This is a genomic window from Antarcticimicrobium sp., from assembly GCF_029212575.1.
In the GTDB taxonomy this organism is placed as follows: Bacteria; Pseudomonadota; Alphaproteobacteria; order Rhodobacterales; family Rhodobacteraceae; genus Antarcticimicrobium.
Map to the genome: position 1 here is coordinate 103,946 of NZ_JARGPK010000056.1, position 14,413 is coordinate 118,358.

Annotated in this window: 16 protein-coding genes and 1 other RNA gene; 12 read left to right on the forward strand and 5 right to left on the reverse strand. The window is 67.1% G+C overall.

Going from position 1 to position 14,413, the window contains the following annotated elements; all coding sequences use genetic code 11:
• The first annotated feature begins 21 nt into the window (after nucleotides 1-21).
• Nucleotides 22-418, forward strand: an RNA gene (gene rnpB / locus P1U75_RS12710) — RNase P RNA component class A.
• On the opposite strand, the gene P1U75_RS12715 is transcribed toward rnpB, so the two are convergent.
• Nucleotides 416-1,006, reverse strand: a complete 591-nt coding sequence (locus tag P1U75_RS12715; protein WP_300243935.1) for a TetR/AcrR family transcriptional regulator — start codon at nucleotides 1,004-1,006, stop codon at nucleotides 416-418. The genes rnpB and P1U75_RS12715 overlap by 3 nt on opposite strands.
• A 93-nt stretch (nucleotides 1,007-1,099) precedes the next feature.
• Here P1U75_RS12715 and P1U75_RS12720 point away from each other — a divergent pair, with 93 nt between their 5' ends.
• The 4 genes from P1U75_RS12720 (at nucleotide 1,100) to P1U75_RS12735 (ending at nucleotide 4,038) form a co-directional block, all read left to right on the forward strand.
• A complete protein-coding gene (locus tag P1U75_RS12720) occupies nucleotides 1,100-1,729 on the forward strand; it encodes an NAD(P)-dependent oxidoreductase (protein ID WP_300243937.1) in 630 nt (209 codons plus the stop codon).
• Between the two features lie 144 nt (nucleotides 1,730-1,873).
• A complete protein-coding gene (gene rpmG, locus P1U75_RS12725; RefSeq protein ID WP_132831491.1) occupies nucleotides 1,874-2,041 on the forward strand; it encodes a 50S ribosomal protein L33 in 168 nt (55 codons plus the stop codon).
• A 139-nt stretch (nucleotides 2,042-2,180) separates the two neighbouring features.
• Entirely contained in the window at nucleotides 2,181-2,687 is a 507-nt protein-coding gene (locus P1U75_RS12730) for a hypothetical protein (protein WP_300243944.1), read from the forward strand.
• A gap of 94 nt (nucleotides 2,688-2,781) precedes the next feature.
• Nucleotides 2,782-4,038, forward strand: coding sequence for an Hsp70 family protein (locus tag P1U75_RS12735; RefSeq protein WP_300243946.1), 1,257 nt, complete (start codon nucleotides 2,782-2,784; stop codon nucleotides 4,036-4,038).
• A gap of 50 nt (nucleotides 4,039-4,088) precedes the next feature.
• On the opposite strand, the gene P1U75_RS12740 is transcribed toward P1U75_RS12735, so the two are convergent.
• Both P1U75_RS12740 and P1U75_RS12745 read right to left on the reverse strand, forming a co-directional pair.
• The gene (locus P1U75_RS12740) at nucleotides 4,089-4,826 is read right to left on the reverse strand and encodes a Bax inhibitor-1/YccA family protein (protein ID WP_300243948.1); all 738 of its coding nucleotides are present in this window, start codon (nucleotides 4,824-4,826) and stop codon (nucleotides 4,089-4,091) included.
• 190 nt (nucleotides 4,827-5,016) lie between these two features.
• Complete coding sequence (locus P1U75_RS12745; protein WP_300243950.1) at nucleotides 5,017-5,226, reverse strand: DUF1127 domain-containing protein; 210 nt, start codon at nucleotides 5,224-5,226, stop codon at nucleotides 5,017-5,019.
• Nucleotides 5,227-5,353: 127 nt separating this feature from the next.
• Here P1U75_RS12745 and P1U75_RS12750 point away from each other — a divergent pair, with 127 nt between their 5' ends.
• Nucleotides 5,354-6,232 (forward strand): LysR family transcriptional regulator, encoded by an 879-nt coding sequence (locus P1U75_RS12750; RefSeq protein ID WP_300243952.1) that lies wholly within the window; start codon nucleotides 5,354-5,356, stop codon nucleotides 6,230-6,232.
• 16 nt (nucleotides 6,233-6,248) lie between these two features.
• Here the strand turns inward: P1U75_RS12750 and P1U75_RS12755 are convergent, their stop codons facing one another.
• Entirely contained in the window at nucleotides 6,249-7,205 is a 957-nt protein-coding gene (locus P1U75_RS12755) for an NADPH:quinone oxidoreductase family protein (protein WP_300243954.1), read from the reverse strand.
• Nucleotides 7,206-7,471: 266 nt separating this feature from the next.
• Between P1U75_RS12755 and P1U75_RS12760 the strand changes: the two genes are divergently transcribed.
• The 3 genes from P1U75_RS12760 to P1U75_RS12770 all read left to right on the forward strand — a co-directional run bounded on the left by P1U75_RS12760 (nucleotide 7,472) and on the right by P1U75_RS12770 (nucleotide 10,146).
• A complete protein-coding gene (locus P1U75_RS12760) occupies nucleotides 7,472-7,846 on the forward strand; it encodes a helix-turn-helix transcriptional regulator (RefSeq protein ID WP_300243957.1) in 375 nt (124 codons plus the stop codon).
• A 50-nt stretch (nucleotides 7,847-7,896) separates the two neighbouring features.
• The gene (hisN, locus tag P1U75_RS12765) at nucleotides 7,897-8,688 is read left to right on the forward strand and encodes a histidinol-phosphatase (protein ID WP_300243960.1); all 792 of its coding nucleotides are present in this window, start codon (nucleotides 7,897-7,899) and stop codon (nucleotides 8,686-8,688) included.
• Nucleotides 8,689-8,811: 123 nt separating this feature from the next.
• On the forward strand, nucleotides 8,812-10,146 hold the full coding sequence (locus P1U75_RS12770) for an 8-oxoguanine deaminase (protein WP_300243962.1): 1,335 nt from the start codon (nucleotides 8,812-8,814) through the stop codon (nucleotides 10,144-10,146).
• A 102-nt stretch (nucleotides 10,147-10,248) separates the two neighbouring features.
• Here the strand turns inward: P1U75_RS12770 and guaD are convergent, their stop codons facing one another.
• On the reverse strand, nucleotides 10,249-11,541 hold the full coding sequence (gene guaD, locus P1U75_RS12775; RefSeq protein ID WP_300243964.1) for a guanine deaminase: 1,293 nt from the start codon (nucleotides 11,539-11,541) through the stop codon (nucleotides 10,249-10,251).
• A gap of 136 nt (nucleotides 11,542-11,677) precedes the next feature.
• On the opposite strand from guaD, the gene mgtE reads away from it, so the two are divergent.
• The 3 genes from mgtE (at nucleotide 11,678) to P1U75_RS12790 (ending at nucleotide 14,320) form a co-directional block, all read left to right on the forward strand.
• Entirely contained in the window at nucleotides 11,678-13,084 is a 1,407-nt protein-coding gene (gene mgtE, locus P1U75_RS12780) for a magnesium transporter (RefSeq protein ID WP_300243966.1), read from the forward strand.
• A complete protein-coding gene (locus P1U75_RS12785) occupies nucleotides 13,081-13,647 on the forward strand; it encodes a 5-formyltetrahydrofolate cyclo-ligase (RefSeq protein ID WP_300243968.1) in 567 nt (188 codons plus the stop codon). Before mgtE ends, P1U75_RS12785 begins: the two co-directional genes overlap by 4 nt.
• Before the next feature lie 187 nt (nucleotides 13,648-13,834).
• Entirely contained in the window at nucleotides 13,835-14,320 is a 486-nt protein-coding gene (locus tag P1U75_RS12790) for a fasciclin domain-containing protein (RefSeq protein WP_300243971.1), read from the forward strand.
• Nucleotides 14,321-14,413: the final 93 nt, after the last annotated feature.

Below are 14,413 nucleotides of genomic sequence, written 5' to 3' on the forward strand. Positions count from 1 at the left end.
CTCCCTATTTCCCGCAACAGCGCGGAGGGCCGGATGGCCGCGGCGGCCCTGTGCCGTCGAGGAAAGTCCGGACTCCCTGAAGCAACGGTGCCGGGTAACGCCCGGGCGGGGCAACCCGACGGAAAGCGCCACAGAAAAGAAACCGCCCCGGAGATCTCCGGGGTAAGGATGAAACGGTGGGGTAAGAGCCCACCGCGCCCCTGGCAACAGGGGCGGCACGGCAAGCCCCACCGGGAGCAATGCCAAATAGGACCCCCGCGCGGGCCGGTCCCCGCAAGGGGAAACCGCCGCTAGGCCCGCTTCAGCCGAAAGGGGTCGGGTTGGCAGCACGAGGCGCGGCGCGAGCCGCGTCCCAGATGAATGGTCATCGACGGGGGCAACCCCTGAACAAAATCCGGCTTACAGGCCCTCCGCGCTAATCCTCCTGCCGCAGCAGGGCTGCCCGCGCGGTCTGTTGCATGGCCTCGACATAGCGGGCCTGCGACCAGCCGCAGTCGCGCGTCAGCCGCGCCCAGGTCTCGACCGAAAGCAGCGCCCAGAGCAGATCGGTCGCCTCCGCCTCGGACAGATGCTCGGCCAGCTGCCCCCCGGCCACCAGCGCCGCCACCGCCGCGGCGCAGCCGTGGCGCACCGCCGCCATTCGGTCGTCATAGGCCGCGCGCGCCTCATCGTCGGTGTCCATCATCGCCACCAACGCCCGCATCACCCCGTGGATCTCGGGGATGTAGCCGCCCCATGCGGCGACAAAGGCATCGAGCCGCGCCGGACCCGTCGCGGCCCGGCTCTCGGCCAGCCGCGCATCGACGTCCTTGGCCGCGTCCACATGGCGGGTGGTGGCGACCAGCAGCTCGGCCCGGCTGGGAAAATGCAGGTAGAGCGCCTGCCGGCTGATCCCGGCGGCCTTGGCGATGTCGGACATGCGGACCCCGCGCGCCCCGCCGGATTCCAGCAAGGTCCAGGCGGCGTCGAGGATTCGGGTTCGGGTGCTCTGGTTTTTTCTTGACATAGCGTCAAGGTACTCCTATTTGACGTCATGTCAACTTGACGCAGTGTAAAGTTTCATCCGCCAGACACGTCACCCCCGGAAAGGAGTTTCCCAATGAAGATCGCAATATTCGGTGCCACCGGAACCATCGGGCGCCTCGCCGTCACCCGCATGATCGAGGATGGCCACCAGGTCACCGCCTTTGCCCGCCACCCCGAGAAGCTGGCCTTGCGCGACGAAAACCTCACGCTGTTCGCCGGGGACGCCACCGACCGCGACGCCGTTCTCGCGGCGGTCGAGGGGCAGGACGCGGCGGTGATCACCATCGGTGCGGGGATGTCGCGCAAGGGCACGGTGCGGTCCGACGCCACCCTCAACGTGATCCAGGCGATGCAGGCCCAGGGCGTGCGGCGGCTGATCTGCCAGTCCACGCTGGGCGCCCATGAAAGCTGGAGCAACCTGAACTTCTTCTGGAAGCGGATCATGTTCGGTGCGCTGCTGGCGCCGGTGTTCCGCGATCACGAGTTGCAGGAAATGCTGGTGCGCGCCAGCGGCCTCGACTGGACCATCGTGCGCCCCAGCGCCTTTACCGACGCCCCCGTGCAAGGTCCCTTCAAGGAGGGCGTGCGCCCCGGCGACCGGGCGCTTCGGCTCAAGATCCCGCGCGCCGAGGTGGCCGAGTTCCTGCGCCGCCAGCTTTCCGACGCGCGATACCTGCGTCGGGCGGTGGGCATTTCGTACTGAAGCGCCGGCCCGGACTGCCCACGGGGGGCGGGGCCTTTGCCGCCGGGCCGCGAAAACCCGGTTGACTCGGGCCCCGCCATCGTTAAAAGGCAGGCTTCATGAGAATTTCACGGGCGCGGCTGTGCCCGGCGCAGGAGAGATGAAATGGCGAAGCCGACAACCATCAAGATCCGCCTGAACTCGACCGCAGGCACCGGCCACTTCTACGTGGCCAAGAAAAACGCCCGCACCATGACCGAGAAGATGGTGGTCCGCAAATACGACCCCGTTGTGCGCAAGCACGTGGAGTACAAGGAAGGCAAGATCAAGTAGGTCTTGCAATCCGACCGGCCTTGGCCGGATGCGGGGGCCGCGCGATTGCGCGGCCTTTTTGCGTTTTCCCTCCGGCGCTTGTCATTCGGTGGCGCTTGGCGCTAGCGTGGCGGGACCAGCCCCAACCGATGGCCCTGACATGACACGCCTGTTCGCCTCCGCCTGCCTGATCTGTACCGTGCTGTCCGCCTGCAACGGACCGAACTACCAGCGCGGCATCGGCTTCACCGGCATCGACGGCGAACCGCGCGCGCGGGCCGCATCGGCCGGTGGCACCGTCAGCCGCGCCTCCGGGCCGATCCAGGCGCTGGCGGCACGCCCGCCGCAGCGGCTCCGGGTCGCCACCGGCGATCCCGCCGAAATGGCGGCCACCGCCACTGCCTACGGCGGGCAGGGCGCCGCGGATTCGATCCCCGCCACCCTTGGCAACGCGCCGCTGCGGGTCAGCATGGTCGAGGTGAACGGCCTGTTGTTCGCGGTGATGCGCCTGCCCGAAGGGCAGCGCGGCAAGCTCGCGGCGGGGGCCGGCCCGGCCTTTTCCGCAGCGGTGCCGCGCCTGACCGGATGCGTCGCCGTAGGCCCGGCCTACGTGAATACGCGCCCGGCGAAATCGGCCGGTGTGGCGGTGCCGGTCGACTGCCGCTAGGATCAGCCCCCTGATCGCCTGTCGCGTGCCTGGCCGGCTTGCACCCGACGCGCGAACAGGTTAGCAGCGACCCCCTTTCCGGGACGCCAGAACCATGCCGACAGACACCCTTGCGATCGACTTCGGAACCTCCAATTCCGCGGCGGCCATCGCCACCGCGCAGGGACTCCATCGCATTCCGATCGAGCGCGGGGCCGAGACCCTGCCGACGGCCGTGTTCTTTCCCGCGGACAAGGGCGCCATGCGCCTTGGCACCGCTGCGGCCGAGGCGCTGATCGCGGGGGAGGAGGGGCGCTACATGCGGGCGCTGAAAAGCGTGTTGGGCCTGTCGTTGCTACACGAAAAACGCCTGATCTGCGGCCGCCGCCGCACGCTGTCCGGGATCATCGCCGATTTCCTGTCGGAACTGCGCCAGCGCGCCGAGGCTTCGACCGGGCTACGTTTTCACCGGGCGCTTTCGGGGCGACCGGTGCATTTCCACACCGCCGATCCCGACAAGGACGCCCGGGCCGAGGCCGATCTGCGCGCCTGCTACCTTGCCGCCGGGTTCGACGCGGTCGATTTCCTGCCCGAGCCGGAGGCCGCCGCCATCGCCTGTCAGGGCATGGGTGCGGCCGGGCAGACCGGGCTGATCGTGGACATCGGCGGTGGCACCTCGGATTTCTCGGTGTTCCGCACCGGCGCGGCGCGGCCCGAGATCCTGGCCAGCCACGGCATCCGCCTTGGCGGTACCGATTTCGATCACGCGGTCTCGATGACCCACGCGATGCCGCATCTTGGCCTTGGCGGGCAATTGCGTCGGCAGATGGGCGCGGGTCTGCTGCCGGTGCCACGCGCGCCTTATGTCGATCTGGCGACCTGGGCCAGGATCCCGTTTCTCTACACGCCAGAGACCCGGAGGATGGTGGCCGACATGGCGCGCCTTGCCGTCGAGCCGTCAAGGATGGGCCGATTCGCCACGGTGCTGGAAATGGAACTGGGCCACGAGCTTGCCTTCGCGGTGGAGCGGGGCAAGATCGCCGCCAACGGCGCCACCGCCGGGGGACGCATAGACATGGGGTTCATCGACCCCGGCCTGTCCGAGGTGGTGACGCCGGACAGTCTGGATGCGGCGCTGGCCGAGACGCGCGCCATGCTGCGCGGGGCGGCGGCCGAAACGCTGGTGCTGGCCGGGGTCGCGCCGGAGAGCATCGGGCGCATCATCCTCGTCGGCGGCTCCAGCCTGATGCGCCTTGTCGGGGAGGAGGCCCGCGCGCTCTGCCCGGGGGCCGAGATCCTGAGGTCCGAGGCGTTCACTGCGGTGGTCGATGGGTTGGCGCTGGCGGCGCGGCAACAGGTCGCCGCGAAATGAAAAGGGCCGGTCGTACAGACCGGCCCCCGAAACGTACAGGTTCGTCGCGGTTACTCGCGATTGCCCATCAACTGCAGCAGGAACATAAACATGTTGATGAAGTCGAGGTAGAGGCTCAGCGCACCCATGATGGCGGCCTTGCCCAGCCACTCGCTGTCGCCGGTGTGGGCATGCTGGAGATAGGTGGTCTTGATCTTCTGGGTGTCATAGGCGGTCAGGCCGGCGAAGATCAGCACGCCCAGGATCGAGATCGCAAACATGATCGCGGGCGAGCCCAGGAAGATGTTGATGACCGAGGCAACGATCAGGCCGATCACGCCCATGATCAGGAAGGTGCCCATTCCCGAGAGGTCTTTCTTGGTGGTGTAGCCCACCAGGGACAGCCCGGCGAAGGCGATCGAGGTCACCAGGAACACCTGCGCGATGGAAAAGCCGGTGAAGGCGACGAAAATCCAGCTCAGGCTCAGGCCCATCACCGCGGCGAACACGTAGAAGAACAGTTGCGCGCCGGCTGCCGAAAGCCGGTTCAGCGCCGCGCCGAAGGCAAACACCATCCCCAGCGGGGCGAACATGACAATCCAGCCCAGGATATTGGGTTGCAGCGTGATCGGGTCGCGGAACACGCCCAGCAGTTGCGGGTTGCTGCCCACCGCCCAGGCCACAGCGAAAGTAAGAAGCATGCCTACGGACATGGTGCCGTAGACCTTGTTCATATGGGCGCGCAGGCCCGCGTCAATCTGGGCGGCGCGCGCGCCGGCAGCCGTCCGGATCGTGTCGAATTCAGCCATTCATGGTCTCCATCAAAGCCGGTTTCCCGTTCGCAGGCGCGAACGGCATTCATGCTCAAATATTGGAGAAGACCGTTGCTTTTTCAAGGCAATCCGGAGCGATTTGCGCCCGGATGCGCGTGAAAACGGCCGCGCGCCTGCAATGGCGTGCGGCCGGTCTGCCGGATTCATCCATGAGGAGAGGGCCGAATCAGCGGCGCCAGGTTTCCGGGGCGTCCCAGATCGGGCGGCGTGCCTCGGCGCGGGCGGCGTCACGGCTCACGCCGATGTCCCTGAGGGCCCGGTCGTCGAGGCTGCGCAGCGCCTGGCGCTGGCGCCAGACCCCCACAAGGTGACCGAGGGCAGCGAGGAGGGAGGGGCGGCGGGTGGTGCAGCGGTGCGAGGCAGTGGTAAAGGTCATGACTCTTGTCCTTTCCGGGGTTTGTGATGCGAAGCGCAGGTTCAATCAATTTCCTTGATTTATATGGAGGAGTGTGATCCATTTTAAAAACGAATGTTTTTGATCCGATGCATCAAGGTTTGTGATCATGAGAAATCTCGACATCACCACGCTCCGCTCCTTTGTCGCGGTTGCCGATACCGGCGGCGTGACGCGGGCGGCGGGGTTCCTGCACCTGACCCAATCGGCGGTGTCGATGCAGCTCAAGCGGCTGGAGGAGTTGCTGGGGCTGCAACTGCTGGATCGCTCCGGGCGCAGCATCGCCCTGACCGCGGCGGGCGAGCAGCTTCTGGGCTATGCCCGGCGCATGGTGGCGCTGAATGACGAGGTGATCGGCCGGCTGACCGACCAGGCCTTCGAGGGCGAGGTCAATCTGGGGGTGCCGCACGACATCGTGCATCCGGCCATCCCCCGCGTTCTGCAGCGATTCAATGCCAGCTTCCCTCGGGTCAAGGTGAACCTGACCGATTCCGCCACCCGCCATCTGCGAGAGGGGTTCTCGCGCGGTGTCTATGACCTGATCCTGACCACCGAAAGCAACGCGGGCGAGGGCGGCGAGACCATCCACCACATGCCGCTGCGCTGGGTCGGGGCGCGCAGCGGGTCTTCCTGGCGGCAACGGCCGCTGCGGGTGGCCTTCTGCCGCAACTGCATCTTCCGCTCGCTGGCGACCGGGGCACTGGATGATGCCGGGATCGTCTGGGAAATGGCGGTTGACAGCGAATCGGACCGCACCATCGAGGCCACGGTCAGCGCCGATCTGGCGGTGACGGTGCTGCTCGAAGGCACCGAACCCTCGCATCAGGAGCTGATCGACCACGGCGGCGCCCTGCCGCGCCTGCCGGTGCAGCAGATCAACCTCTATGGCGCCGGGACCACGAACAACCCGCTGGTGGTCGAATTGGCGGCGCTGATCCGGCAGACCTTCAGCAGCCTGGGCGGCACCCAGCTGCGCGCGGCGAGCTGACCGGCGGCGGGCGGCGTTACAGGGTGATCACGACCTTGCCGGTGGCGCGGCGCTCGCGCAGCAGTTCCATGCCTTCCCCGACCCGTTCCAGCGGCAGCAGGTTGCTCACATGCGGCCTCAGCCGACCCTCCCGATACCAGCCGAGCAGGGTGGTCAGGCTGTCGGTCACCGCCTCGGGGCGGAATTTAAGGTAGCCGCCGATGTAGAACCCGATGACAGTGAGGTTCTTGACCAGCAGGTGATTGGCCGGGATCTGCGGCACCTCGCCGCCGGCAAAGCCGATCGGCAGCAGCCGCGCCTCGGGGTTGCAGGCGCGAAAGGCAGCCTTGAAGGTATCGCCGCCGACCGCGTCATAGACCACGTCGGCGCCGCCCAGTTCCAATACCCGCGCGCGCAGATCCTCGCTGGCGTCGATCAGGTGGTCGGCACCCGCAGCGCGCGCGACCTCCAGCTTGTCGGCGCCGCGCGCCTGGGCGATCACCCTGGCGCCCATCAGCTTGCCGATCTCGACCGCAGTCAGCCCGACGCCGCCGGCCGCGCCAGTCACGACAAGGGTTTCGCCCGGCTGCAACCGCGCCCGGTAATCCAGCGCCATATGGCTGGTGCCATAGGCGATCTGGAACGCGGCGCCATGCTCAAAGCTCATTTCATCAGGGAGTTTCACCGCCCGCGCCGCCTCGAAGACCCCGTAATCGGCCAGCCCGCCCTGCCCGGAGTAGACCGCCACCCGGTCGCCGATCTTCGGCGCATCCACCCCGGCCCCGATGGCATCGACGACGCCCGCCACCTCCATCCCCAGGGTAAAGGGGGCCGGGGGCGTATCCTGATAGGTGCCTTTCTGCATCAGCAGATCGGCGAAATTCAGCCCGCAGGCCCGGATCGCGAGACGGATCTGCCCCGGGCCGGGCTCCGGAACCGGCAGATCTGTCATTCCGGCCGGTTCGCCCGGGCGTTCGATACGGTAGGCACGCATGATATTCCCCTGTCTTTTCACGCTATAAGCAGGCATGTTCGCTATCCTGTCAAACCGATGGCAAACCGGCACCATTCACAACCGCAAGGGCAGTCATCGGGGGTGAAAATCAACTGACTTGCCTGCAAGGCGTGAATCGTCATACCCTTAGGAATAAATTCACAGCGGCTGCGCTTGTGTGATCCAGGACACTCCTCGCGTGTGGAGAATGCGTTACCGAGCACTAGGTAGTGAAAAACGCAGTATTAAATCTAGGGGAGAAATCCATGCCACATCGAGTTGACGTTCATGTCGGCAAGAGGGTTCGTCATCGCCGGTGGCTGGTCGGGATGACCCAGCAGCAACTGGCCGAACAGGTCGGCATCAAGTTCCAGCAGATCCAGAAGTATGAAACCGGCGCCAACCGGATCAGCGCATCGCGGCTGTGGGACATCGCCGCGGCGCTTGAGGTTCCTGTCAGCTTCTTCTTCGAAGGGCTGGAGGAAACAGCGCGCGAGGATGGCGACAGGCCCGGCGTGCCTGCCGATCTTCTGGGCGACAAAGAGGCGCTGGACCTGGTGCGCTCCTATTACGCGATTCCGGAGAACCAGCGCCGCCGCCTGTTCGACCTGGCCCGAGTGCTGAGCGACGTGGCCTGCTGAGCGCCGCGCGGCGCTTGCATCCTCTGACGCCGCGTGGCACCTGAGCGGCCATGACACTGGCCGCGCCCTCGGATCTCGATATCGCCAACATGCTGGCAGACGTCGCGCGCGCGGCGATCCTGCCGTATTTCCGGCATCCCGACCTTGTCACCGACAACAAGGAGGCGGACGGATTTGATCCGGTGACCGAGGCCGATCGCGCCGCCGAGGCCGCGATGCGCGATCTGCTGTCCCGGCACCGGCCCGCCGACGCCATCCTGGGCGAGGAATTCGGCGCCCGGCCCGGCAGCAGCGGCCGCACCTGGGTGCTGGACCCGATTGACGGCACCCGTGGGTTCCTCAGCGGCACGCCGACCTGGGGGGTGCTGATCGCGCTGTCCGAGGCGAATGGCCCGGTTCTGGGCATCATCGACCAACCCTATACGCAAGAGCGGTTCATCGGCGCGCCCGGAGTGGCGGTGCTCGACGGCCCGCGCGGGCGTGTGGCGCTGTCCACCCGATCCACCGAAACGCTGGACCGCGCGATTCTGTTCACCACCTTCCCCGAGGTCGGCACGCCAGAGGACCGCGCCGGGTTCCAGGCGGTATCCGAACAGGTGCGCCTGACCCGCTACGGCATGGATTGCTACGCCTATGCCTTGCTCGCGGCGGGCCAGATCGACCTGGTGATCGAGGCCGGGCTCAATGCCTATGACATCCAGGCGCCGATCGCGGTGATCGAGGCCGCCGGCGGCGTCGTGACCGATTGGCAGGGCGGCCCGGTGCATGACGGCGGTCGGGCGCTCGCCGCCGCCAACCCCACGCTGCACGCCGCCGCGCTGGAGATCCTGCGCCGGGTCTGAGCGGGCTTGCCCCCATGTGCCGCCGCCGTTAACTTACTCTCCGCGCCGAGTCCTTTGCCCGCGTTCTGTCGGCGCCTTGTCACACTTCGCAACCGAAACGGGCAAAACCCGGAGTGTGCATCAATGACCGAAATCCTGATCCGAAATGCCGACTGCATCCTGACCATGGATGGTGACCGCCGCGAATTGGCGGGCGCCGATATCCAGATCCGTGACGGCGCCATCGCGGCCCTCGGCCCCGACCTTACGACGACAGGCGCGGTGATATCGGCCAGGGGCTGTGTCGTCACCCCGGGCCTCGTCAACACCCATCACCACCTCTACCAGAGCCTGACCCGCGCGGTGCCCGGCGGGCAGGACGCGCTGCTGTTCGGCTGGCTGAAAACGCTCTACCCGATCTGGGCGCGCTTCGGCCCGGAGGAGGTGCATGTCTCGGCTCTTACCGGGCTGGCCGAACTGGCGCTCTCCGGGTGTTCGCTCACCTCCGACCACCTCTATCTCTACCCGAACGGCGCGCGGCTCGACGATACCATCGCCGCGGCGGGCGAGATCGGGCTGCGGTTTCATCCCACCCGGGGCGCCATGAGCATCGGCGAGAGCGACGGCGGCCTGCCGCCCGACACGCTGGTGGAGCGCGAGGCGGAAATCCTGGCCGACGCGATCCGGGTGATCGATGCTTTTCACGACCCGGAGGAGGGCGCGATGGTGCGCGTCGGCATCGCCCCCTGTTCGCCCTTTTCGGTCAGCCGGGACCTGATGCGCGATGCTGCCCTGCTGGCGCGCGACAAGGGCGTGATGCTGCACACCCACCTGGCCGAGAACGACGAGGATATCGCCTATAGCCTGGCCCATTTCGGCTGCCGCCCGGGACAGTATGCCGAGGATCTGGGCTGGACCGGGGCTGACGTCTGGCACGCCCATTGCGTCAAGCTCGACGGGCAGGAGATCGACCTTTTCGCGCGCAGCCGCACCGGCGTCGCCCATTGCCCCTGTTCCAACTGTCGGCTGGGCTCCGGCATCGCCCCGGTACGCGCGATGCGCGATGCCGGTGTGCCGGTGGGGCTGGGCGTGGATGGATCGGCCAGCAACGACGCGGGAAATCTGATCCTGGAGGCACGCCAGTCCATGCTGCTGCAGCGGGTGGCCAATGGCGCCGACGCGATGAGCGCCCGCGAGGCGCTGGAGATCGCCACCCGTGGCGGCGCCGACGTACTGGGCCGCCCCGACTGCGGAAGGCTCGAGGTGGGCAAGCGCGCCGATATCGCGCTCTGGGACGTGACCGGCATCGACAGCGCCGGAAGCTGGGATCCCGCCGCACTGCTGCTGGCGGGGCCCACAAAGGTCAAACACCTCTTTGTCGAGGGCCGACAGGTGGTGCGCGACGGGCAGATCGCCACCCTCGACCTGCCGCGGGTGATCGAACGGCAAAACACGCTGGCCCGCGCCCTGATGGGCTGAACCGCCCCCCGCATCGATGCCCCCGCATCTCGCCTACCGTCCCCGCGCTCTTTTTCTGGCTGAAAATACTCCCGCCGGAGGCACGGGCCCGTCAGGGCCCGTTCAATCCCCCTTCACGCGCCTTCCGCCGATCCAGACTTCGGCCACGGCACGATCATCCCCCATCATGATGGTCGGGAACAGCGCCTCCCACAGGTCCCCGGCCTCGGCCTCGCGCTGGGCGATGGCGGGGGTCGAGGCAAGGTCGAGCACCACCAGATCGGCCTCCATGCCCGGCGCGATATTGCCGATCCGGTCGTCCATCCGCAGCGCCTGCGCGGAACCCACGGTCGCCAGCCAGATCAGCTGCGCCGGGTGCAGCGGCGTGCCGCGCAACTGGCCGATCTCATAGGCCGCCGCCATGGTCCGCAGCATCGAGAAGGACGATCCGCCCCCCGTATCCGTGGCCAGGCCGATCCGCTGCCCCTCGGCCATCAGCCCGGCCATGTCAAAGAGGCCCGATCCGATGAAGGTGTTGGAGGTCGGGCAATGCACCAGCGCCCCGCCCACCTCGCGCAGCCGATCCCGCTCGCGCGGCTCGAGATGGATCGCGTGACCGTAAAGGCCGTTGGTGCCCAGCAGGCCGAACTGCTCATAGGTGTCGAGGTAATCGCGCGCTTGCGGGAACAGTCCTCTGACCCAGGCGATCTCGTCGGTCTGCTCGCTCAGGTGGGTCTGCATCAGGCAATCGGGGTGCTCGGCCCAGAGCGCGCCCAGCGCCTCCAGCTGCTGTGGCGTCGAGGTCGGCGAGAACCGCGGCGTGATCGCATAGGCGATGCGGTCCACCCCGTGCCAGCGCTGCAACAGCGCCTTGCTGTCGTCATACCCCGATTGCGCGGTATCGCGCAGCCCCTCGGGTGCGTTGCGGTCCATGCAGGTCTTGCCCGCCACCACCCGTTGACCGCGCCTTTGCGCCTCGGTGAACAGGGCATCGACGCTTTCGGTATGGATGGTGCAGAAGGAACACATCGTCGTGGTCCCCTCCGCCGTCGTCAGGTCGAGATAGCGCGCGGCGATGCGGTCGGCATAGGCAGGATCGGCGAATTTCATCTCCTCGGGAAAGGTATAGGTATTGAGCCAGTCGATCAGCCGCTTGCCCCAACTCGCGATCATCGCGGTTTGCGGATAATGCACATGCGGGTCGATGAACCCGGCGCAGATCACCTTGTCGCCGTGGTCATGGCGATCTGCTTGCGGGTAGGCCGCGCGCAATTCCTCCACCGCGCCGCGCGCCACGATGTGCCCGCCTTCAAGCGCCACCGCCGCGTCGAGCCGGGCCGCCTCACCCGGTGCGCCGTCGAAGGGCGTGGCGGCAAAGGACAGAACCCGCCCGGTCAGAATTGTCACTGCGCTCATCGAAAATCCGCTTTTCGGTCCATTATGTCGCCGTCAGACTAGAGTGCACGCAAGAACTGGTAAATTCCGCCATTGTCATTGTTTTCGGGTAGAACCTTCTTCTAATTTGCGCGCATTTCGGGGTATTGGGCAGGTCATGAACACAGGCGACGATCAGCTCCACGAGGACGCGCAGCACGACGAGGGCGGGCATGACAACGCCTATGAACTCGACCGCCGGGCGGTTGCCGCGATTCTCTATGCCGTCGACATCGGCGACCGCGACAAGCTGATCGAGCTGATGGAGCCGCTGCACGCGGCCGACATCGCCGACCTTCTGGAACAGATCAACGCCTATGACCGCGGCCGGCTGATCCGGCTCTACGGGCGCGAGTTCGACGGCGACATCCTGTCGGAGCTCGACGAGGGCATCCGCGAGGATGTCATCGGCATGCTGCACCCGACTGTCCTGGCCGATGCGGTGCGCGAGCTGGACAGCGACGACGTGGTCGATCTGGTCGAGGACCTGGAGGAACCGCAGCAGGCCGCGATCCTCGGCGCGCTCGAGGCCGCCGACCGGGTGGCGGTGCAGCAGGCGCTGGCCTATCCCGAAAGCTCCGCCGGCCGCCTGATGCAGCGCGAGGTGGTGTTCGCGCCGGAGCATTGGAACGTCGGCCAGACGATCGATTTCCTGCGCGATTCCGAGGATCTGCCGGAACAGTTCTATCACGTGGTCCTGGTCGATCCGCGCATGCATCCCACCGCCAACGTGACCCTGGGCAAGCTGATGCGCTCGCGGCGGGACGTGCCACTCGAAGACATCACCGAGGAGGTGTTCCAGGTCATCCCCGTCGACCAGGACGAGGAGGATGTCGCCTATGCCTTCAACCAGTATCACCTGATCTCCGCCCCGGTGGTCGATCCCGAGGGGCGGCTGGTGGGGATGATCACCATCGACGACGCCATGATCGTTCTGGACGAGGAACACGAGGAGGATATCCTGCGCCTGGCCGGTGTGGGCGAGGAAAGCTCGCTCTCCGATACCGTGGCGGCCACCGCGCGGCAGCGCCTGCCCTGGCTGGCGGTGAACCTGCTGACCGCGATCCTCGCCTCGCTGGTGATCGCCCAGTTCGAGGCGACCATCGCGGTGCTGGTGGCGCTGGCGGTGCTGATGCCGATCGTCGCCTCGATGGGCGGCAATGCGGGCACCCAGTCGCTGACCGTGGCGGTGCGCGCGCTGGCCACCCGCGACCTGACCCGCGCCAACGTCTGGCGCGTGGTCCGGCGCGAATTGCTGGTCGGGCTGGTCAACGGTGTGGTCTTCGCCCTGGTTATGGGGGTCGTGAGCCTGGTTTGGTTCGGCACGCTCGACCTGGGATATGTGATCGCGGCGGCGATGGTGATCAACATGGTGGTGGCCGGGGTCGCCGGCACGGTGGTTCCGATCGCGCTGGAGAAATTCGGCATCGACCCGGCGCTGGCCTCGGGCACCTTCGTGACCACGGTGACCGATGTTGTGGGCTTTTTCGCCTTTCTCGGGCTCGCCTCTCTGGTGCTGTTGTGAGCGGTCAGGCCGCGGCCAAGGCAGAGGCCCGCAAGGCGGCCTTCGCCCGGCGCAAGGCCGCGCATGCGGCAGCGGGGCCCGGGGCCGCGGCGCAGCTCAGCGCGGTGTTGGCGGGCTACCGCGCGGTGCCGCTGGCGGGCTACATGCCGATCCGCACCGAGATCGATCCGCGCCCGGCGATGGAGGAGGCCGCAGCACATGGCGCGGTCGGCGTGCCGGTGATCGTGGCCGAGGGGCAGCCGCTGCGCTTCAGCCGCTGGACCCCCGATTGCGCCATGACCGATGGCCCCTTCGGCGCCCGCATTCCGGCTCGGGCCGAGTATTTCGAGCCCGAGATCCTGATCGTGCCGCTGGTCGCCTTCGACGTTTGTGGCAACCGGCTCGGCTATGGCGGCGGATATTACGACCGCACGCTGGAATACCTGCGCGCGCGCCACGCGGCGCTGGCCATCGGCTTTGCCTATGACGCGCAGGAGGCCGACAACCTGCCGCTGGAAGGGACCGACCAGAGGCTCGACATGATCGTCACCGAAAGCCGCGTGCTGACCATTCCACGCGGATGAGCTGGGTTTTCCTCACGCGGGGTCACATGATCGTGACGTGACTTTTCGCACCGCTGCGGCTTAGCGCGCGGTTTCGCAGGTCAAGGGCGCGACCGGGGTCTTTCTGGCAGATCCAACCCGAGGGCAGCGGCGTAGCAGGGGAGAATGTCACATCGGCATTCGTACATTTTCAATGGGAGACCGTACAATGCTTCGTCGCACCTTCATGTCCATCGCCACCGCCGCCGCCATGACCGCAGGCACCGCCGCCTTTGCCGGGGGCCACTCCAAGGACATCGTCGATACCGCCGTGAGTGCGGGCAGCTTCACCACGCTGGTCGCCGCCGTCCAGGCCGCCGGGTTGGTCGAAACCCTCAAGGGCGAGGGCCCCTTCACCGTTTTCGCGCCCACCGACGACGCCTTTGCCGCGCTGCCCGAGGGCACGGTGGAAAACCTGCTCAAGCCCGAGAACAAGGACCAGCTGACTGCGATCCTGACCTACCACGTGGTGCCGGGCAAGGTGATGAGCACGGACCTCAGCAACAACATGATGGCCGCGACCGTGCAGGGCGGTGACGTGACCATCATGACCGAGGGCGGCGTCACCGTGAACGGCGCCAACGTGACCACCGCCGACGTGATGGCCTCGAACGGGGTGATTCACGTGATCGACCAGGTGATCCTGCCCAAGTGATCCGCCTGCGCCCGCCCGACCCGGGCGGGCGCATTTCACTCCATCGTGCGGGCCGCGCCCCTTGCCCTTGGTCGTGCCACCCCCTACCAAGCC